The following is a 20,767-nucleotide window of genomic DNA, read 5'->3' as shown; positions in this document are numbered from 1 at the left end:
ACATTCAGCGCTCCCCTATCGGCAGCAGGTATGCCGTGACAAGGGGAGTAATAAGCATGTAGCGAACAAGATCAGAGCCAGTCGATTACTTCGCTGGTCTGGATGCAGAGTAGCTCCACGGCGCAGCGCCTGCCAAGGGGGTAAGCCATGAATTTCAACAGGTTTTACGCTTGCCTGCAAAACCTGCACCCGGCACCTGGACAGATGCGCTGCCCAGGACCAGACATGCCCGATCAGCGTTATGGCTTTTCAGCACGCTCCTTAAGCCCCTTGAGGGTATTGAACGGGGCATCGACCACAAACTTGTTGGCCAACCAGGAAGGCACGCTGCCGCCCGGCTCGGTATGAACCTGATACGTCACCTCGGTCAAGTTGTCGCCTTTAGGCACAAGCTTCCAGAAACCATTGACCTGAGCCACCCGCACAAAGCCCTTTTCTTCCGGGACGTAGGTCGGCATGCCTTTGAGCGTACGGGTCAGGCTGCCATCTGCGCCCTGTGCAGTCGTCACCAGCAGCACCGAGTCCCGCGGGGTGACCGGCCAAGGTGTTTTGAACTGGGTGTAGGTCCAGCTCTGATCGCCTTCATGCTTGAGCAGCTTTTGCGATTGGCATTCATGGATCCAGGCGCAAGCGCCCGCCACGTCTTCCTGTATTTTGCTGATCCTGGCCAGCGGCGCCTTGATGGTCGTCACGCCCTGGTAGGCCTTGTATTGGGAGCCGGCGACTTCACTCAGCGAGACCTTGATGCCGTCCTGATCCTTGGCGACCTTCCAGTCTTCGGCCTGGGCCACGCCCACCAGCAGAACACTCAAACCACATACCAATGCCACTCGATGCAACGAACCCATTGTCTTATTCCTTATTGTTGAAGGTCTGTTCACTGGTCACAAACACACTATGCCGCGGTCATCTGCTCCCACCAACCGATCAGGTTAATGGCTTCTTCCCGGTTATTGCCGCATACCTCGATGTCGGCCTTGAAGTCGCCACAGACTGCAGGACGTTGTGGCTGGCCGAACAAACCACACAAGTAGTCGGCTGAAAGATGCAGGCAGCGTTCCCCGGCCGGCTTGCCATTGGGCATGCCTGGCAGCGGTGTACTGATGGAAGGGGCGATGCAGCAAGCGCCACAGCCTTCACGGCAATTCATGACGTTAGCACCTCATTCGGGGCAAAGTGTGTTGATGACAAGGGATAGTACTCGCTGGAACAGGTGTTTGAAATTGACCGTTCAGCAGAATGTGCTGATAAACGACAGTGACTGAGCAGTCAGTTTAGAAGCCTGTTTTTGAGCACTCGACACTTATTGCTTGAACTCGAAATCCAGCGCAGCGCCTTCGATTTCATTGTGACGGGCCTCATTGCGCAACTGCAGGTTCATCTCATTGCTGAGCAACCGCCCGTTGAGCTGAAAAGGGCTGTCTTCGGCGGGTTTCTCGCCAAACATGTTGGGCAGCAACGGCTTGTGCACAGGCATGGGAACAGTGCCCAAAGGATGCAGCTGCTTGACCATCTCGGGCGGCAAACGCAAGTCGAGAGTCGCCGCAGGCAATCGCTTCTTGGCGATTTCATGGGCCGACTTGGATTTGGATGCGATGGGTGCACGCTTTTTGACCGGTGCCTTTTTCGCACTGGCGCCAGGCTTGGCGGGCGAGTGGGCAGATTGCGCCTGACTGGAGGTTGATGGAGGTTGTACAGGTGCCGCTGTCGCGGCCACAGCATTAAGCGCACTCAAGGCGCCCACCAACATAAGGCCAACACAAAATGTCGCTCTCATAACTCCCACAGCTTTAACGGTTCAGGTGCGTATGCTCGCGCTTTACGCACAGGGTGACAAGGTGATTATGGTCAAAATGCCATCCCGACAGCTGCCGAGCTTCCTCCGTACAGGCCTGCGGCTTCCTGGCACAGCTGATTGGCAAGCATGCCAAGGGTCATCAGGGCCCGATCGGCTTCCCGGTTCCAGGGTGTGGCACAGTTAAGTCGTATGCAGTGGTTAAACTGCTCGGTATTACTGAAAATCAGTCCCGGCGCGATGCTGATACCTTGCTGCAATGCCCGGACATGCAGTTCCTGGGTGTTGACCCGGCCCGGCAAACTGACCCACAAGATAAAGCCCCCGCTAGGCCGTGACATCTGCGTCCCTTCCGGAAAGTGCTGCTGAACAGCCAGCTGGAACGCACTCAGGTTCTTTCTGTATTCCTGGCGGATGTAACGTAAATGGCGATCGTAACCGCCGTTTTCAAGGTAAGCCGCCACCCCCATCTGCGTCACACTGCATGCCGAATGGGTGGTAAAGGTTTGCAGACGCTGGATTTCCTGCTGAAACTTGCCGGCGATCATCCAGCCGATACGCACGCCGGGGGACAGGGTTTTGGAAAAACTCGAACAATAAATGACCCGATCCAGACGATCATAGGCTTTCAGTGCCTTGGTGCGCCCAACCTCAAACATCAACTCGCCGTAGATATCGTCTTCGACAATCTGGATATCAAAATCGGAAGCCAGACGCAGCAACTGCTTTTGCCGCTCTTCTGGCATGGTCCCGCCAAGGGGATTGCTCAGGCGCGTGGTCAGTACCAAGGCCTTGATCGACCATTGATTGGCCGCCAGCTGCAAGGCTTCCAGGCTCATGCCAGTAGCAGGATCGCTGGGGATCTCGATGACTTTCAAGCCCAGCAGGTCAGCCAGCTGCAGCAGCCCGTAGTAAGTCGGCGACTCAGCCGCGATCAGGTCTCCGGGACGGGTCAGCACGCGCAACGACATTTGCAGCGCATCGACACAGCCGTGGGTAATGATCACTTCGCTGGGATCGACCACCACTCCAGCGTCACGCATGCGGATTGCCACCTGCCGGCGCAACGGCTCAAAACCCGGACTGAACATGTAGCTGAACGCCCGCGGGCTATGAAAGCGCGTGACCTTCGCCAATTGCTGATGCAGCGCCCGTACAGGCAAGTAATCGACACTGGGCACGGCTGCGCCCAGCGGGAACACGCCTTCGCGACGGGATTCGACCAATACTTGCTGGATGATGCTGCTGCGGGTGACCAGGCCCGGACGCTCCACGCGTGCGATATCAGGCGTGGGCGCAGTCAATGCGGGGGTCTGGTGCACGTAATAGCCGGACTGCGGCCGTGCCCTGATCAAGCCCTGATCTTCAAGATTGGCGTAAGCCTGCAACACCGTGGCATGGCTCACGTTGAGCTGAGAGCTCATCTTGCGAACCGAAGGCACACGTTCGCCAGGCTGATAAACGCCACGCCGAATATCCTCAGCCAACTGCTGAGCGATACGTTGATAGAGCAAAAGGTTGGTCATGGCGCCGCTCTCGATGTTCAAACTTTATTTTTGTGGAGAACAATACCGGAACAGTTTAGAAGTGTACGGGCACAGTTGTCACTTAACTAAGCCGTACAGGGGGTGTGCGGGGGAAAACTGTATGGGCGACAGAACCCGTTGTGGGAGCGGGCTCGCTCGCGATTTCGCCGCCGCGATGCGCCAGGCACACCGCTTTGATTCAATCGCGGGCAAGCCCGCTCCGATATTCAGCCAGCGATATCGGGCTTTAGCGCGCTGCGCCCAGTTGGCCTTTTTCGTCAGAGAAGACGATTTCAACCCGGCGGTTCTGTGCCCGGCCGCGCTCCGTGGCATTGACATCAACCGGGTACTGATCGCCATAACCTTCCACCTGGATACGCTTCTCGTCGATACCCAGATCGACCAGCACATCGGCCACGGCCTGCGCGCGGTCACGGGACAACTTGAGGTTATCCTCCTTGCCTCCGGTGCTGTCGGTGTAGCCCTCGATCCGCACAATGCGCTTGGGGTTCAGTTGCAGGAAACGCACCAGCTTGAGTACCGTGCGGTTGGCCGAGTTTTTCAAGTCGGCTTCGCCAGTGTCGAACAACACGTCACCCAGGGTCATGACCAGACCACGGTCAGTCTGAGTAGTGGCCAGGCTGATGATTTGCTCTTCCAGCCATTGCCCCTGTTGCTGAACACTCAACAACTTGGCTTCACGCAACGCCAGTTGCAGACGCTGACGTTCGAGCTCCAGCTTGGCCCCACGCTCCTCATTGAGCACCTGTTGCGTGTGCTCACGGGCGATTTCACTGTAGCGCTGGCTCAAATAGGCGTAATGCGCAACGTCTTCACCACTGCCCCAGAAGCTGGACAAACGGTCAGCACGGGCCAGGGACTCACCGGCACGGATCACGTCCTTGGGCGCGATGCGCAGCACATTGGTGTCTTCCTTCACGGTCTGAAAGTCCGTGCTGGCCTGCTGCAAGGCCAGTTCGCTGTTGTGATGCCCGGCGCATCCGGTCAGGCTGACGCAACCCGCAACCAGCACCCCCATGAAAGCTCTGTACGTAAGGCTCATTGCGCCTCCGCCAGCTGTTTGCGCAAGCGCGAAATACGGGTATTGAGCACGTTCAGTTGTTCCTGGCTTTTCTGCGTCAGCACACGGGCTTCGGCCAATCGGGCATCCAGTTCGGCTTGTTCGGCCTGCATGCGCGCGTCTTTGTAGGATTCATCTGCCATATCTGCCAGCGCTTGGGCCAGCTTGTCTTCGGCTTGTTTCAACTCAGCCAAGTCATCGGCTTTGGCACCCACGGCCTTGGCTTGCTCCAGGGCTTGTTCGGTCAAACGCAATTGTTCATTCGGCGCAGGATCGGCTGCACACCCCGCCAGAGCCAAAACGGCCAGGGCAGCGAAAAGAGGTCGAATTGTCACTAGGGATTCCTACTGTTTTGGGGCGCTGAGCGGTTGTAGCAATTGGGCTTTCCACCGCTCTAGATTGCGTTGCAGTACCGCCTCGGTCAGGCCGGACGCGGGCAATTCTGTCATCTTTTTGGCGAGCTGTCCGCGCAACCACGGTTCATTGCAGGCCGAGTCATGGGAAATGGCCAAAAACAGCCCGGGCTGATCAATGGGCTGCGAGCGCGCTATCAGGTCATCGGCAATGCCCAGGGTTTGCGCAGTGGCCATACCGGAATAGCGCCCGGCCAGAACGTATTCGACCTGGCCGAGCAGCAATTTCTGGAAAGCCTGGGTCAAGCCGGATTGACGCTCCAGGGTGAGCTGATGCTGAGCGAACTCATTGAATGTCTCGCTTAGCCGGGCTTTCTCAGAGACAGCGCCCACATGCCCATGCAAGTCGGCAGGCGTTTCGTAGACCAGGGTGGAGTCCTTGCGGGTCCACACCAGATAGTCGTTACGCACCAAGGGCGGGTGAATGTAGTCGAACGACGAAAGTCCGCCAACCGTCAGCGGCGCATCCAGCAACATGTCCATGCGCCCGGCACGGACTTCGTCCTGGGCCTGGGCACGCTTGCCACCGTAGAGCACTTCAACCTTGATCCCCAGCTCATGACCCGCCTGCTGGATCAGATCAGCACTGGCGCCGATCAAGTGCGCAGGGTCGGCTGGGTCGCGCCACAAATAAGGCGGTGCATCGGGACTGCCAGTGACGATCAGGCGCTCACACTTGCCCGCCGCCTCAGACAACACAGGCAATAACGCCAACCCCAATAGCAACCTGCTCAGTTGACGCACATCCATAGCCCTACGCTCCACACACAATTGAGACCCACAAAAAAGCCCGGTCACCCTGGCCATGAAGACGGTGCAAGACACTGAGTGCCCTGCCCTTCCCCACAGCCCGGATGACCGGGCTCTTTATAAGTGAAGCGACTGGATTAAACCAGCTTCTCCAGCTCAGGTACGGCTTCGAACAAGTCCGCTACCAGGCCGTAATCGGCCACCTGGAAGATCGGTGCTTCTTCGTCCTTGTTGATCGCAACGATCACCTTGGAGTCTTTCATGCCGGCCAGATGCTGGATCGCGCCGGAAATGCCCACCGCGATGTACAGCTGTGGCGCAACGATTTTACCGGTCTGACCGACCTGCATATCGTTAGGCACAAAACCTGCGTCCACTGCTGCGCGAGATGCGCCAACAGCAGCGCCCAGCTTGTCAGCCAGGGTGTAGAGCAGTTTGAAGTTGTCACCGTTCTGCATGCCGCGACCGCCGGAAACGACGATTTTGGCAGCGGTCAGTTCAGGACGGTCCGACTTGGCCAGTTCTTCGCCAACGAACGACGAAGTGCCTGCATCGTGAACCGCTGCAACCACTTCAACCGCTGCCGAACCACCTTCTGCTGCAACCGGGTCGAAACCGGTCGCACGTACGGTGATCACTTTTACCGGCGCAGTGGACTGCACGGTGGCAATGGCGTTACCGGCATAGATCGGACGCGTGAAAGTATCAGCGCTGACGACCGAAACGATCTCGGAGATCTGATCCACGTCCAACTGCGCAGCAACGCGCGGCAGGATGTTTTTGCCGTTGGACGTGGCAGCCGCCAGGATGTGGCTGTAGCCAGCACCCAGCTCAGCAACTAGTGGTGCAACGTTTTCAGGCAACTGATGGGCGTAAGCCGCGTTGTCGGCGACCAGCACTTTAGCCACGCCAGCGATTTTCGCGGCGGCTTCGGCTACAGCGCCAATGCCCTGGCCTGCAACCAGAACGTTGATGTCGCCACCGATTTTAGCGGCAGCGGCTACGGTGTTCAGCGTGGCCGGAGCCAGCGTCTTGCCGTCGTGTTCTGCGATTACCAAGATAGTCATGATTAGATTACCTTCGCTTCGTTTTTCAGTTTCTCGACCAGTTCAGCCACCGACTTGACCTTGATGCCAGCGCTGCGTGCTGCAGGCGCTTCAACTTTCAGGGTTTTGTTGGTCGAAGCCGTGGAAACACCCAGCGCGTCCGGGGTCAGCACTTCAAGCGGCTTCTTCTTGGCTTTCATGATGTTTGGCAAGGACGCATAACGCGGCTCGTTCAAACGCAGGTCAGTGGTGACGATCGCTGGCAAGCTCAGCAAAACAGTTTGCGCGCCGCCATCCACTTCACGGGTCACGGCAACCTTGTCACCTGCCACTTCGACTTTGGAAGCGAAAGTGCCCTGACCGAAATCGGTCAGCGCAGCCAGCATCTGGCCGGTCTGGTTGTTGTCGCTGTCGATGGCCTGTTTGCCCAGGATCACCAGCTGAGGCTGTTCCTTGTCGACAACGGCCTTGAGCAGCTTGGCTACGGCCAGGGAGGTCAGGTCTTCGGCGGACTCGACGAGAATGGCGCGATCTGCACCCAGTGCCAGCGCGGTACGCAGCTGTTCCTGAGCAGTGGTCGGGCCGATGGAGACGACGACGATTTCAGTCGCAACACCTTTTTCTTTCAGGCGTACGGCTTCTTCCACAGCGATTTCGCAGAAGGGGTTCATCGACATCTTGACGTTGGCGAGGTCAACGCCGGAGTTGTCCGCTTTGACGCGTACTTTAACGTTGTAATCGACCACTCGTTTGACAGCTACAAGAACCTTCATGGATTCCTCGTTACTCTCCGGTGAAAAGAAAGTCGCCTAGGCGAACCTGGCGGTTGATGCTCATCAGCACAAGGGCACCTCCAAAGATCGTTGCTTTGCTTATAGACGAGTACCGACGATTCCCCGTGCGACCGTCTGTCCGATGTGACTAACAAGTCATACACCGAAAGGACGTGTAAACTCCGCTCAAAAAATGGCAGGCTCCTACAGGCTTGTGCCTATGCCCTGTCTTTAGAGGTGCTCTTGAAACCAACAATCAGCCTACGGCGAGCGCAAAACCGCCCGTATCTTGACCGGAACGCCTTTTGCGGTCAATACAGCAAATGGGCCAGTTTTGAGCCGCGCGTCTTTGATTTATCTGGCTTGCAGCGGATTCAAACAAACGTTTGTATTGGACGCTGCTAGTGGTGTAGATATAATGCCCGCCCATCAGAGAGAGCGGTGCGTCATCCATTGATTCTTCAACCTCGGGGTCGAGGGCGTAATGGATGAAGTGCCAAACCTCCAATTAGAAAAATACCGTTGAGCCTTGAGTAGGAGAGAACCTGTGGAACGCGAATACATGGAATTCGACGTGGTCATCGTCGGCGCCGGCCCTGCCGGTTTGTCCGCCGCCTGCCGCTTAAAGCAGAAGGCCGCCGAAGCCGGTAAAGAAATCAGCGTCTGCGTGGTTGAAAAAGGCTCCGAAGTCGGTGCTCACATTCTATCTGGTGCTGTTTTCGAACCCCGTGCCTTGAACGAATTGTTCCCGGACTGGAAAGAACTGGGCGCTCCGCTCAACACTCCAGTGACCCGAGACGACATCTATGTACTGCGCAGCGATAGCACTGCGACCAAGGTACCTGACCTTTTTGTGCCTAAAACCATGCACAACGAAGGCAACTACATCATCTCCCTGGGCAACCTGTGCCGCTGGCTGGCGCAACAGGCCGAAAACCTGGGCGTAGAAATCTACCCCGGCTTCGCTGCTCAAGAAGTCCTGTTCGACGAAAACAATGTGGTTCGCGGGATCATCACCGGCGACCTGGGCGTTGACCGCGAAGGCAACCCTAAAGAAGGCCTGTACACCCCGGGCATGGAGCTGCGTGGCAAGTACACCCTGTTCGCTGAAGGCTGCCGTGGCCATCTGGGCAAGCAACTGATCGAACGCTTCAAGCTCGACAGTGAGGCCGACGCCCAGCATTACGGTATTGGCCTGAAGGAAATCTGGGAAATCGACCCGGCCAAACATCAGCCAGGCCTGGTCGTCCACACCGCTGGCTGGCCGCTGGACATCATCAGCAGCGAAAACACCGGCGGCTCTTTCCTGTATCACCTGGAAAACAACCAGGTCGTTGTCGGCCTGATCGTTGACCTGTCCTACAGCAACACGTTCCTGTCACCGTTCGACGAGTTCCAGCGCCTCAAGCATCACCCGGTGCTCAAGCAATACCTCGAAGGCGGAAAACGCATCAGCTACGGCGCCCGCGCCATCTGCAAAGGCGGCCTGAATTCACTGCCGAAAATGATCTTCAACGGCGGCGCATTGATCGGTTGCGATCTGGGCACCCTGAACTTCTCCAAGATCAAAGGCAGCCACACCGCAATGAAGTCCGGCATGCTCGCAGCTGAGGCCGTGGCTGACTCGTTGCTCGCAGACTCCGAAGGTGGCGATGCACTCAACACCTACGTTGAAGCCTTCAAAGCCAGCTGGTTGTTCGACGAACTGTTCGCCAGCCGCAACTTCGGCCCGGCACTGCACAAGTTCGGCCCAATCGTAGGCGGTGGTTTCAACTGGCTCGACCAGAACATCTTTGGCGGCAAGATGCCGTTCACCCTGCACGACACCAAGCCAGACTATGCGTGTCTGAAACAGGCCAAAGACTGCAAGAAAATCGACTACCCGAAACCCGACGGCAAGCTCAGCTTCGACAAGCTCAGCTCGGTGTTCATCTCCAGCACCAACCATGAAGAAGAGCAGCCGTGCCACCTCAAGCTGCGCGACCCGAGCATCCCGATCAGCGTCAACCTGCCGCTCTACGACGAGCCGGCACAGCGCTACTGCCCGGCGGGGGTGTACGAGGTGATCACCCAGGAAAGCGGCGAAAAGCGCTTCCAGATCAACTCGCAAAACTGCGTTCACTGCAAAACCTGTGACATCAAGGACCCATCGCAGAACATCACCTGGGTAACCCCGGAAGGTGGCGGCGGGCCGACTTACCCGAACATGTAAGTCAAAAAGGCTCCTTCGGGGGCCTTTTTTATTGCCCCCGGTTTTGTGGGAGCGGGCTTGCTCGCGATGGGATCGCCCAGATTTGCCTGACAGACTGCGCTGCCCGCGTCGCGAGCAAGCCCGCTCCCACAACACGCCCGTCACACCGGCTGGCTAGCACCCTACCCCTTCATGCCCCGGGCTGCGCTCGAAGTAGCGCTTGTACTCGCGACTGAACTGCGAAGTACTTTGATAGCCCACGCGCTCCGCCACCTGCGCCACACCCAGTCCCTCGCTCAATAACAATTGCTGTGCCCGCAACAGCCGCAAACGCTTGAGGTATTGCACCGGCGACAGCAAAGTGCTGCGCTTGAAATGTTCGTGAAACGTGGATGCACTCATGTTCGCGCAACGGGCCAGGGTCTCGACATTCAGCGGCTGCGCGAAATGCTCATGCAAGTAACTCAACGATGCCGCCACCCGAGCAAACTGCCCTTGCTGCTCGACCAATGCCCGCAACACACCCGCCTGCGGCCCGCGCAATGCCGCGAACAGCACTTCGCGCAGCCGTGCCTGGCCCATGATCCGGCACTCCATCGGATCATGCAGGCAACGCAGCAGGCGCTCGACGGCGTGTCGCATGTCGTCATCCAGTACCGCCGAAGTCATCGACTCAGGCGTCTGCGCCACGGCACTGCGATCCGGGGCCAGCCCCATCGCCAGCACCAACTCCCCCAGCACGGCGCGATCAATACTGATTGCCACCCCCAGCAGAGGCGCGTCCTCGGAGGCAAAGGTTTCACACTCAAAAGGCACTGACAGCGCCTGCACCAGATAATGCCCTGCACCGTATTCCATCGTGCGCTGCCCCAGGTAGGCCAACTTACTGCCTTGGGCAATCACCATTAGGCTAGGCTCATAGATCTGCGGCATACGGGCCACTACCCGGCACGCAGAAACAACCCGAACTTCAGGTAACAAGGTGGACACAAAACCGGTTTGTGTCGCCAGCGGTTCGATCAGAGACACCAGCATGGCGTTCTCGTCCCGGTGACGGGTCAAAAGCATGGAGAAATTTTCACAGGAGGAATAGACAGCTGCATCTTCGCAGAATTGGTCAATAAAGCGACAGCAGACCTGTTACTCCGGAGTATTAGGCATGACACACGGAGGAATCGTCATAGTCCTGCAAAGCATCCAGGCGCAAAATCTCCCCCTCTACACAGTCAACGTTTCGCGAGGTTCTCATGTCCACTGTCACTTATAACGCTATCGGTTATGCCGCTCAGAACGCCAAGGCCCCACTGGCGCCGATGCAGTTCAACCGTCGCGCCCCCCGCCCGGACGACGTCGCCATCGAAGTGCTGTACTGCGGCGTTTGCCATTCCGACATCCACCAGGCGCGCAATGACTGGGGCTTCGCGACTTACCCCCTGATGCCTGGCCATGAAATCGTCGGCAAGGTGACGGCCATTGGCGACAAAGTCACCAAACACAAGGTCGGCGACCTCGTCGGCGTGGGCTGCATGGTCGACTCGTGCCGTACCTGCTCGGCCTGCAAGGAAGATCTTGAGCAATACTGTCTGGAAGGCATGACCCAGACCTACGCCAGCCCGGACCGTATTGACGGCACGCTGACGATGGGCGGTTACTCGGACAACATGGTAGTCAGCGAACACTTCGTGCTGAGCATCCCGAAAAACCTCGACCCGGCCAGCGCCGCACCGCTGCTGTGCGCCGGCATCACCACCTACTCGCCACTGGTTCATTACGGTGTTGAGCCGGGCGACAAGGTCGGGATTCTGGGCATGGGCGGCCTGGGCCACATGGGCATCAAGTTCGCCAAGGCCCTGGGCGCTGAAGTGACGCTGTTCACCCGCTCCCAGGCCAAGGCCGAAGAAGCCTACCGCCAAGGTGCAGACCACGTGATCGTGTCCACCGACGCCGAGCAGATGAAAGCCGCTGCAGGCACCTTCAACTTCCTGCTGGACACCATTCCGGTGCCGCACGACCTGAACCCGTACCTCGAAACCCTGACGTTTGACGGCGTGCACATTCTGGTGGGTCTGATCGAACCGGTTGAACCGGCACTCAACGCCTTCAACCTGGTATTCAAGCGCCGCGTGCTGGCCGGTTCGTTGATCGGTGGCATTGCCGAAACCCAGGAGATGCTGGATTTCAGCGCCGAACACGGGATTACCTGCGACATCGAAATGCTCGACATCAAAAACATCAACGAAGCCTTTGAGCGTGTAGTTAAAGGCGACGTGAAATACCGTTTCGTGATCGACATGAAAACCCTGAAAGCCTAAGCCAAGGGTTTTAGCCGCCCAACTCCGCCGATATCTGTTGTGCGACATGGGTAATGACCGGGATCAACCCGGTCATTTTCTCATGGGGCATATACGGCACAGTGCTGGCGATACTGATGGCCGCGACGATCTGCCCGCTGGCATCACGTATGGGCGCAGCCACACAGCGGATCGACGGTTCGTTGTCTTCCAGGTCAAACGCATACCCTCCCGCCACATACCCGCGCATGCGCTCCTCGAACTGCTCCCACGACGGTTCCTGATGATCGGGCCACAACGGGTTTTTGCCGCCTGCGCTCTGGCCGGCTTCATACAGGCGCCGCCATTCGTCCAGGGGCGCATCCAGCAACATGGCCTTGCCAATGCCGGTACGTGCCATCGCCATCCGGTGCCCCACCCGCGAACGCATCTCCGGGCCATTTCGCCCCGGGTTCTTGTGCAGGTACAGCACCTCATCCCCCTCGCGCACCGCCAAATGAATGGTATCGCCGGTCAAGGCTGACAATTGATCCAGATACGGCTCGGCCAGCGTCACCAACGGCAGCTCTTCACGGGCCTGAAAACCCAGCTCGATCAGCTTGGGCCCCAGCAAATATCCCACTTTGGGCAACACCCGCAAATAACGCTCATCCACCAGGCAACTGGCCAGGCGATGGGTGGTGCTGCGCGTGGTCCCGATCACCCGGGCGATGTCCTTGAGGTCACGCGCGCCATTGGCCACGGCCTGAACCACCGCCAGGCCGCGGAGCAAGGTTTGAGTACCGGTCGGAGCGATTTTCGTGGAGTCGTCCTGCATAGCCAGCCTTTCCATTGATAGGTGAGAACTGGGCAGCATTATGGTCGCCCGGCTGACTGACGGCTACAGCTCGATCCGCTCGACCTTGCCCACCAGCAATATGTAGGACAACGCCCCCAGCAGCGCCAGCACCGAAATATAGGTGATTGCCGGGGCAAACGAGTCGCCGGCGGCCAAAAAGCCGATCACGATGGGCGTGGTAATCGCCGACAGGTTACCGATCAAATTGAACACCCCGCCGGTAAGCCCCAGCAGCCGCGCCGGTGCCAATGTCGACACCAGGGACCAGGTAATCGACGCCAGCCCGTTGCCAAAAAACGCCAGCGCCAGAAACGCAATCACCAGCGGCGTCGAGTCGACAAAGTTGGCGCCAATGATCGAGGTCGAAATCAGCAACCCGCCAATGATCGGCAGCTTGCGAGCAAAGCCCACCGAGTAACCGCGACGAATCAACCAGTCAGAAAAGAACCCGGAACACAGCACGCCCACAAACGCCGCCAGAAACGGCAACGAAGCCAGCAAACCGGACTTGATAAAGTCCATGCCGCGGTATTTCACCAGGTAGGTGGGGAACCATGTCAGGAAAAACCACAACGTCGAATTCAGGCAGAACTGCCCCAGGTAAATGCCCCACAGTTTACGTTTGGTGAGCACGATCCCCAGGTCCAGCCAACTGAACGCCGCCTTGCGTTTGGCGGTCTGGCTCTGGATATCCACCAGGCCACCCCCCTCGGCGATCAAATCGATTTCAGCCTGATTGACGCCCTTGAAGTCCCGGGGTTCGCGGTACACCGCATACCAGATAGCGGCCCAGGCAATCCCCACCGCACCGGTGCTGACAAATACCATATGCCAGCCCCAGTGATGCTGCAGCCAGGCCAGTACCGGCGTCAGAAACGCCAGGCCGACAAACTGCCCTGAGGTGTAAAAACCAATGGCCGTAGCGCGCTCGCGCTCCGGGAACCAGGTGGTCACCACCCGGCTGTTGATCGGGTACGCCGGGGCTTCCAGGGCGCCCACCGCCATGCGCAAGACGAACAGGGCGATAAAGCTCGCGGCAAAGCCGAGCATCACCGTGGCCACCGACCACAGCAGCAAGGCAACGCTGTAGAGAATACGCGGCGGCACCCGATCCACCAGCCAGCCGCCGGGGATTTGCATGGCGGCGTAGGTCCAGCCGAAAGCCGAAAAAATCAGCCCCACATGCACCGGGTCCAGCCCCAGGTCGGTAGTAAGTGCGGGGGCGGCAATCGACAGGTTGCTGCGGTCCAGGTAGTTGATCACCACGGTGATGAACAACAGCACCATGATGAAAAAACGCTTGCGGCTAGGCGCCACTAAAATCGCGGGCGCGACAGTGCTTGCAGATGACATGGGCATGCCTCTTTCTTATGTTTATTGAGGTCGTGGGGGCAGAACCTGTAGTCGCTGCCGCAGGCTGCGAAGGGGCCATCGGTGCTTGCGATATAACGTGTTGCTACGCAACCCTTCGCAGCCTTCGGCAGCGACTACATGAGTGGCATTACCACTCGGCAAAGCTGCCATCGGCATGGCGCCAGATCGGGTTGCGCCAGCGGTGACCGATCAACGCACGTTCCTGCACGTACTCTTCGTTGATCTCGATACCCAGGCCCGGACCGTTGGGGATTTTTACAAAGCCTTTGTCGTAATCGAATACCGCCGGGTCTTTGACGTAGTCCAGCAGGTCGTTGCTTTCGTTGTAGTGGATGCCCAGGCTTTGCTCCTGGATAAAGGCGTTGTAGCAGACCGCATCCAGTTGCAAGCAGGCCGCCAGTGCAATCGGCCCCAGGGGGCAGTGCAAGGCCAGGGCCACGTCATAGGCTTCGGCCATGTTGGCGATTTTGCGGGTTTCGGTGATCCCGCCCGCATGGGACGCATCCGGCTGGATGATGTCGACATAACCTTCGCTGAGCACCCGCTTGAAATCCCAGCGTGAAAACAGCCGCTCGCCCAGGGCAATCGGTGTGCTGGTCAGCGGCGCCAGCTCTTTAAGCGCCTCGTAGTTTTCGCTCAGTACCGGTTCTTCGATAAACATCAGTTTGTACGCGTCCAGCTCCTTCATCAGGATCTTGGCCATCGGCTTGTGAACACGACCATGGAAATCCACCCCAATGCCGACATTGGGGCCCACCGCATCACGCACCGCCGCCACGTTGGCCAGCGCCAGATCGACCTTTTCAAAGCTGTCGACAAACTGCAGCTCTTCGGTGCCGTTCATTTTTATCGCGGTAAACCCGCGGCTCACGGCCTCTTTGGCTGCCCTGGCCGTGTCGGCCGGACGGTCGCCGCCGATCCACGAATAGACCCGGATCTTGTCCCGCACCTGGCCACCCAGCAAATCGCTGACCGACACCCCCAGCGCCTTGCCCTTGATATCCCACAGTGCCTGGTCGATACCGGCCAGGGCGCTCATGTGTACCGCCCCGCCACGGTAAAAACCGCCGCGATAAAGCACGGTCCAGATGTCTTCGATATTGCGCGGGTCCTTGCCGATCAAGTAGTCCGACAGTTCATCCACCGCAGTGGCCACGGTGTGGGCGCGGCCTTCGACCACGGGTTCACCCCAGCCGGTCACGCCTTCATCGGTTTCGATCTTCAGGAACAACCAGCGCGGCGGAACCAGATAGGTGGTGAGTTTGGTGATTTTCATCGTGTTGTCTCTCTTGTTCGATGGGGCGCCACAGCGCCAGTCAGTTGGCCTGACGCCGGGCATTCCAGGCGTGCACGTAGGCTTTGGCGTTAACCGCCACTTGATCCGGGCTCATCCCGGGCTTGAACAGGCCGGAGCCTAAACCGAACCCGGATACCCCGGCATCGACAAACACCTGCATGTTGTCCGGGGTTATGCCCCCAACCGGGATCAGCAGCGTACCGGCGGGCAACACGGCCAGCCAGGCCTTGACCACGGCCGGGCCCATTTGCTCGGCCGGGAACATCTTCAGCACATCGGCACCTTCGGCCAGCGCAGCAAAGGCTTCGGTGGGCGTGGCGACACCCGGCGACAGGTACAAGCCCGCTGCCTTGGCCGCACGCAGCACGGTGGGGTCGCTGTGGGGCATGACAATCACCTGCCCCCCCGCCGCTTTCACCTGCTCGACCTGTTGCGCCGTCAACACCGTGCCCGCGCCGACCAGGCAGTCGGCAGGCAAGGTGCTGCGCAAGATACGGATGCTTTCATAGGGCTGGGGAGAATTAAGCGGTACTTCCAGGGTACGAAAGCCCTCGTCATACAGCACTTTGCCGATAGCTTGCGCCTCGTGTGGACGCAAACCGCGAAGAATCGCGATCAGTCCGTTTTTTGCCAGTGCTTGCTTGAGCATCTCAGGCCTCCAGATCAGTGTGTTGGAGCAACCCGGCCGCCTGGGCCAGGTGCCATAAACCTTGCTCGGTAGCCTGTTCTGCCAGGCTCACATCGGCGAATCCGCAGGCACCCAGTGCACGCCGGTAGCGCTCACAGAGTTGCGTATTGCCAATCAGAATGATCGCTGGCAGCGGTTTCCCGCCCCGGCGTCGGCGTAACACATTGCCCAGCGCGGCCAGCTCATGGCCAATCAGCAGACCGGACACATAGTCAGGCTGCTGCACGGGGCTTAGCTGCCCGGTAAGGCTCAGGGTACGTGCGCTGAACAGCGTCGACAGCGGGCCACGCTCGCTGTCCGGGGACAGCGCCACCTCTACGCCACGGGCAAATGCAGCGGCGTCAAACTGCGCAGCAGGCTGCTGGGTACGGCCCAGAATCGTGTGCTCGCAGACGGCGGCATACAACTCGCCAGTCATGAAGGTATCGAAATGCACCAGACGGCCGTCCTGCACCTGCACCCATTTGGAGTGGCTGCCTGGCAGGCCGATCAAGCATTCGTTGAGATGAGGATGGGTTTGCAGGACGCCCAGTACCTGGGTTTCTTCGCCGCGCATGACGTTGGGCAGGGTTGAACGCTGGATCACGCCCGGCACGATATGGACATCAACTCCCCGCACGCTGCGTACCGTCTGCAAGGCTGTGCTCAAGTCCGCGAGGCTGGCAGGTGTCTCGCGGTAAGCCGCCTCAATCCAGCCCTGGGCGCTACCGACCATGCCGCAGGCAATGACCGGGATGCCGGGGTTGGCTTGCAGCCAGTCGGCACATGCCTCATCGAACGCCAGCTCAAAGCCGTCGGTACACCAGTGACCTGCAATTAACCGGGCGGTATCCGGCAACTGCATGATCCCGCAAGCCAGCGAGCGCATTTTCAGCACCTGCCCGGCGGGGCCGAGTAAATAAGCACGAAGGGAGGTCGTACCCCAATCGAGCGCGATCAATTGCGCCTGCATCGCTTCACCTGTTTTGTTTTTAGCAGTGAATGCTGTGAGTCCGTGCAGGAGACTATAAACCGCCAGCGCTACAAATCTCAATATATAAATATGCATCTCATATATAGGGATTTAATACGCTTTAAACTCTGTAACTGCTGCCGCAGGCTGCGATAGGGCTGGTGCGCCACTGCGACGATCGCAGCCTGCGGCAGCGACTACAGAAACAGGGCCAGGACTCAGCGTTGCTTCAGGCGATCGATCACCACCGCCAGTAGCAGGATCGAGCCGCGAATCACGTACTGGTAAAACGTGTCGATGTTCTTCAGGTTCATCGCATTTTCGATAATGGCCAGAATCAGTACGCCAGCTATCACGTGGCGAATCATTCCCACCCCACCGCTCAGCGATACACCGCCCAGCACGCAGGCCGAGATCACGGTCAACTCGAAGCCCTGGCCGATCATCGGCTGGCCAGAGGTCATGCGAGAGGCAAGGATGACACCGGCCAGCGCACCTACCAGCCCGTGTACGGCAAAGATGATGATTTTGTTGCGATCAACATTGACCCCCGCCAGCAGGGCCGCTTCCGGGTTGCCGCCAATGGCCATGGTGTTGCGCCCATAGGTGGTGTAGTTGAGCAGCCAGCCGAAAAACACAAAGCACACAAGGGTGATCAGGATCGGCACCGGTACACCGAACCACTGGCCGTTGCCAAAGACAAAGAACGATTCCTGGGACACCCCCACCGCCTTGCCGTTGGCAAAGATGTAGGCCAGACCACGCACAATCTGCATGGTCGCTAACGTGGTGATCAACGCGTTGACCCGCAGCTTGGCGATGACTATTCCGTTGATCAGGCCAACGATCAGGCCCATGCCCAACGCAGCGCTGACACCCAGAAAGACGCTGTCTGTGTCACGCATGACCACCGCAGCCACGACGCCGGAGCAGGCGATTACCGAACCCACGGACAAGTCGAAATGACCCGACGCCAGGCAATAAAGCATGGTGCAGGCAGCAATCCCGGTGGTGGAAATCGCCAGCCCCAGGCCCCGCATGTTCAGCGGCGACAAAAAGTTGTCGATCAGCAAGGTACAGAGCAGGAATATTGCCAGCGCCGCCAGCAACATCACCCAGTCGTCGAGGAAGCGACGCACGTCCAGGGGCTTACGCGCAGGCGGCAGTGATGTGTTTTGAATTGTCATGTAAACCTCTCAAGGGATCACGCCTTCAACCGCGCTGGCGGGGCAAGGCCATCTGCAACAGGTTGGATTCATTGGCCCGGTCGCGAGGCAGTTCGCCGCACACCGCGCCTTCACACAGCACCAGAATGCGATCGCTGATGCCCAGCACCTCCATCAGGTCGCTGGACACCACGATGACCGCAATACCACTGGCCGCCAGGGTGTGGATGATCTGGTAGATCTCGGCCTTGGCGCCGATATCGATGCCTCGCGTCGGCTCGTCGAGCAGCAGCACCTTCATGGGCATCGACAACCAGCGCCCGAGAATGGCCTTTTGCTGATTGCCACCGGACAGGTACATGATTTTCTGCGCCGCGCTCGGGGTCTTCACTTTCAGCGCCTTGATCTGCTTGTCGGCATTGGCGCGCTCCCACTTGCCACGCAGCAGCAAACCCAGGATCGAATGAGCGCCACGGGCACTGATATTGATGTTCTCGGCGACGCTGGCGAGGGGGATGATGCCTTCCTTCTTGCGGTCCTCCGGGCACAGCAAGACCCCGGCACCGATCGCATCACGGGGCGAGCGCAGCGTCAGTTCGGCCCCCTGCAATTCAAGGCGACCGGCGCTGTTGCGGGCCAGCCCGCCGAGCAGGCGCAACAGTTCGGTACGCCCCGCCCCCACCAGCCCGAACAGGCCCAGTATTTCGCCCTGGCGCACTTCGAAACTCACCGGTTCACGCAGGCCCGGACCGAGCAACCCCTGGACTTTGAGCGCGACCGCGCCGTGCTCGCGAGGTCGATAGTCATAAATATCCTGAATATCGCGACCGACCATGCATGTCACCAACTGGTCGTGGGTCAGGTCACTCATCTGCTCGAAGGTGCGCACGTAGCGGCCGTCCTTGAACACCGTGACCGCATTGCAGATACGGAACACTTCCTCCATCCGGTGCGAGACGTAGAGCACCACTTTTCCTTCGTCACGCAGGCGGGCAATGATTGCCATCAACCGATCGATTTCGCGGGCCGAAAGGCTGCTGGTGGGTTCATCGAAGGCAATCACGTGGGCGCCACGGGACAGCGCCTTGGCGATTTCCACCAATTGGCGCTGCCCCAGTGACAGACGTGCAATTTTCTCCTGCGGATCGATTTCATCCGCCAGGCCCTTGAGCAAGTCCAGGGACTGCTGACGCAGCAAGCGGCGGTTAATCAAGCCAAAACGCGCAGGCAAATGCCCCAGAAACAGGTTCTCGGCCACGGTCATTTCAGGTACCAGATGCAACTCCTGATGGATGACCGCGACCCCGCTGGCAATGCTTTCAGCAGTGGACTTGAAGGTCAGCGCCTGCTCACCGATTTGCAAATGTCCGCTGCTGGGCTGATAGGCGCCACCGAGAATCTTCAATAGGGTTGATTTACCGGCGCCGTTCTCACCCATCAATGCATGAACCTGCCCCGGGTGAGCGACGAAACTGATATTGGCCAGCGCCTGAACACCGGGAAACTGCTTGCCGATGCCGTTGAAGCGCAGGCTGGCGGCGCCACTCCCCGGCGCGTTCAATTCCACAGACCGATCTTGGTCAGTTCTTCCTTGAAGTTGTCACGGGTAATCAGCGTTACCTCATCCATCGCGGTGTACAGCGGCGGTTCTTTACCCTCGGTGATCCACTCAAACATCATGGTCGCCGTCTTGTAGCCTTCAATATGCGGGCTGGGGAGCATGGAGCCGAAAAAGCCACTGTTGGCCTTTTTCAGTTCACCAATGGCGTCGGTGCCATTGATGCCGATGCCGATCACATTGGCGGGCGCAAACCCGGCACTTTCCGTGGCACGCACTCCACCGAGTACAGTGCTGTCGTTCATCCCGCCAATGATCAGGTTCTTCGCGCCGCCGGGCAGTTTGACCAGCGCCGAGTTGGTGGCGTCCATGCTGCCGGGCACGTCGAGGGTTTTAAGCGCGGAGTACAAAATGTGATCGTCTGGCAAGCCCGCATCCTTCAAGGATTTGACTGAGCCATCCGTGCGCTTTTTAGCCGTATCCAGCTCGTTGAAGGTGTTGATCACCGCATAGGTGTCTTTCCAGTCCCAATTGCGATTTTTCGCTTCAGTGACCATCGCACTGCCCTGTTTCTGGCCCACCTCGAACGCCGCCATGCCCAGGTACGGCACCTCTTCCATAAACTTGCCGCTGGCGTCGACAAAGCGGTCATCCACGGCGATCACTTTCAAGCCGTTAAGCTTGGCCTTGGCCATGATGGCAGGGCCAAGGCCCACATCCGGCGGACAAATCACAAAACCCTGGGCGCCGTTGGCCGCCAGGCTATCGATGGCTGACAGGGTCTTCTCGCCGTCCGGCACGGCGATTTTGATCAGGGTAAAGCCTTTATCCTGGGCGGCTTTTTCAGCGAAGGCCCATTCGGTCTGGAACCAGGGTTCCTCCGCCTGTTTCACCAAAAAGCCGATCTTCACCGGGTCGCCCGCCTGCAGCCCACTGCTGAGGCTGAAGGCGGTAGCGGCCAGGGCCGCACAACACAGAGAACGGATACCGTGACGACGTTTCATGGCTGACTCCTTGTTTTTATTTTT

The 20,767-nt window shown here is 58.8% G+C and carries 20 protein-coding genes; 2 read left to right on the top strand and 18 right to left on the bottom strand.

Features of this window, described 5'->3' with window-relative positions; genetic code table 11:
- Positions 1-239 precede the first annotated feature (239 nt).
- From VSQ83_RS06180 to VSQ83_RS06140, 9 genes are all read right to left on the bottom strand, one after another.
- The gene (locus VSQ83_RS06180; RefSeq protein WP_326425705.1) at positions 240-848 is read right to left on the bottom strand and encodes an START domain-containing protein; all 609 of its coding nucleotides are present in this window, start codon (positions 846-848) and stop codon (positions 240-242) included.
- Positions 849-895: 47 nt separating this feature from the next.
- Positions 896-1,150 carry a YkgJ family cysteine cluster protein gene (locus VSQ83_RS06175; protein WP_133075623.1) on the bottom strand — a complete coding sequence of 85 codons (255 nt, stop codon included), beginning with the start codon at positions 1,148-1,150 and terminating at the stop codon, positions 896-898.
- A gap of 153 nt (positions 1,151-1,303) precedes the next feature.
- Positions 1,304-1,777 (bottom strand): translation initiation factor 2, encoded by a 474-nt coding sequence (locus tag VSQ83_RS06170; protein ID WP_326398301.1) that lies wholly within the window; start codon positions 1,775-1,777, stop codon positions 1,304-1,306.
- A 71-nt stretch (positions 1,778-1,848) separates the two neighbouring features.
- The gene (locus VSQ83_RS06165) at positions 1,849-3,321 is read right to left on the bottom strand and encodes an aminotransferase-like domain-containing protein (RefSeq protein ID WP_133075624.1); all 1,473 of its coding nucleotides are present in this window, start codon (positions 3,319-3,321) and stop codon (positions 1,849-1,851) included.
- A 247-nt stretch (positions 3,322-3,568) separates the two neighbouring features.
- Positions 3,569-4,384 (bottom strand): OmpA family protein, encoded by an 816-nt coding sequence (locus VSQ83_RS06160; RefSeq protein ID WP_133075625.1) that lies wholly within the window; start codon positions 4,382-4,384, stop codon positions 3,569-3,571.
- Entirely contained in the window at positions 4,381-4,737 is a 357-nt protein-coding gene (locus tag VSQ83_RS06155) for a DUF4398 domain-containing protein (protein WP_133075626.1), read from the bottom strand. The genes VSQ83_RS06160 and VSQ83_RS06155 overlap by 4 nt, the downstream gene beginning before the upstream one ends.
- Before the next feature lie 9 nt (positions 4,738-4,746).
- A complete protein-coding gene (locus VSQ83_RS06150) occupies positions 4,747-5,565 on the bottom strand; it encodes a substrate-binding periplasmic protein (protein ID WP_133075627.1) in 819 nt (272 codons plus the stop codon).
- A 137-nt stretch (positions 5,566-5,702) separates the two neighbouring features.
- Positions 5,703-6,632 (bottom strand): electron transfer flavoprotein subunit alpha/FixB family protein, encoded by a 930-nt coding sequence (locus VSQ83_RS06145; protein ID WP_133075628.1) that lies wholly within the window; start codon positions 6,630-6,632, stop codon positions 5,703-5,705.
- 2 nt (positions 6,633-6,634) lie between these two features.
- Entirely contained in the window at positions 6,635-7,384 is a 750-nt protein-coding gene (locus VSQ83_RS06140) for an electron transfer flavoprotein subunit beta/FixA family protein (protein WP_326425703.1), read from the bottom strand.
- Between the two features lie 547 nt (positions 7,385-7,931).
- Here VSQ83_RS06140 and VSQ83_RS06135 point away from each other — a divergent pair.
- Positions 7,932-9,596: an electron transfer flavoprotein-ubiquinone oxidoreductase gene (locus VSQ83_RS06135; RefSeq protein ID WP_219262515.1), complete on the top strand. Its 1,665-nt coding sequence runs from the start codon at positions 7,932-7,934 to the stop codon at positions 9,594-9,596.
- Positions 9,597-9,749: 153 nt separating this feature from the next.
- On the opposite strand, the gene VSQ83_RS06130 is transcribed toward VSQ83_RS06135, so the two are convergent.
- Complete coding sequence (locus VSQ83_RS06130; protein WP_219262516.1) at positions 9,750-10,643, bottom strand: AraC family transcriptional regulator; 894 nt, start codon at positions 10,641-10,643, stop codon at positions 9,750-9,752.
- Positions 10,644-10,822: 179 nt separating this feature from the next.
- Between VSQ83_RS06130 and VSQ83_RS06125 the strand changes: the two genes are divergently transcribed.
- On the top strand, positions 10,823-11,887 hold the full coding sequence (locus VSQ83_RS06125; RefSeq protein WP_133075632.1) for an NAD(P)-dependent alcohol dehydrogenase: 1,065 nt from the start codon (positions 10,823-10,825) through the stop codon (positions 11,885-11,887).
- A gap of 10 nt (positions 11,888-11,897) precedes the next feature.
- Here VSQ83_RS06125 and VSQ83_RS06120 read toward each other — a convergent pair whose 3' ends face one another.
- The 8 genes from VSQ83_RS06120 to VSQ83_RS06085 form a co-directional block, all read right to left on the bottom strand.
- Positions 11,898-12,683, bottom strand: a complete 786-nt coding sequence (locus tag VSQ83_RS06120) for an IclR family transcriptional regulator (RefSeq protein ID WP_326425700.1) — start codon at positions 12,681-12,683, stop codon at positions 11,898-11,900.
- 63 nt (positions 12,684-12,746) lie between these two features.
- The gene (locus tag VSQ83_RS06115) at positions 12,747-14,057 is read right to left on the bottom strand and encodes an MFS transporter (protein WP_326425698.1); all 1,311 of its coding nucleotides are present in this window, start codon (positions 14,055-14,057) and stop codon (positions 12,747-12,749) included.
- A gap of 148 nt (positions 14,058-14,205) precedes the next feature.
- Positions 14,206-15,354 carry a galactonate dehydratase gene (gene dgoD / locus VSQ83_RS06110; RefSeq protein ID WP_019827958.1) on the bottom strand — a complete coding sequence of 383 codons (1,149 nt, stop codon included), beginning with the start codon at positions 15,352-15,354 and terminating at the stop codon, positions 14,206-14,208.
- A gap of 40 nt (positions 15,355-15,394) precedes the next feature.
- Positions 15,395-16,024, bottom strand: a complete 630-nt coding sequence (locus VSQ83_RS06105; protein ID WP_219262518.1) for a 2-dehydro-3-deoxy-6-phosphogalactonate aldolase — start codon at positions 16,022-16,024, stop codon at positions 15,395-15,397.
- A 1-nt stretch (position 16,025) separates the two neighbouring features.
- The gene (locus VSQ83_RS06100; protein ID WP_326425696.1) at positions 16,026-17,015 is read right to left on the bottom strand and encodes a 2-dehydro-3-deoxygalactonokinase; all 990 of its coding nucleotides are present in this window, start codon (positions 17,013-17,015) and stop codon (positions 16,026-16,028) included.
- A gap of 218 nt (positions 17,016-17,233) precedes the next feature.
- Positions 17,234-18,202, bottom strand: coding sequence for an L-arabinose ABC transporter permease AraH (gene araH, locus VSQ83_RS06095; RefSeq protein WP_133075637.1), 969 nt, complete (start codon positions 18,200-18,202; stop codon positions 17,234-17,236).
- A 25-nt stretch (positions 18,203-18,227) separates the two neighbouring features.
- The gene (gene araG / locus VSQ83_RS06090) at positions 18,228-19,748 is read right to left on the bottom strand and encodes an L-arabinose ABC transporter ATP-binding protein AraG (protein ID WP_326425693.1); all 1,521 of its coding nucleotides are present in this window, start codon (positions 19,746-19,748) and stop codon (positions 18,228-18,230) included.
- Entirely contained in the window at positions 19,739-20,743 is a 1,005-nt protein-coding gene (locus tag VSQ83_RS06085) for a substrate-binding domain-containing protein (RefSeq protein ID WP_133075639.1), read from the bottom strand. The genes araG and VSQ83_RS06085 overlap by 10 nt, the downstream gene beginning before the upstream one ends.
- Positions 20,744-20,767 lie beyond the last annotated feature (24 nt).

This window comes from Pseudomonas sp. DSV-1, from assembly GCF_035830915.1.
Lineage (GTDB): Bacteria > Pseudomonadota > Gammaproteobacteria > Pseudomonadales > Pseudomonadaceae > Aquipseudomonas.
This window is presented reverse-complemented; position numbering and strand designations above follow the sequence as displayed.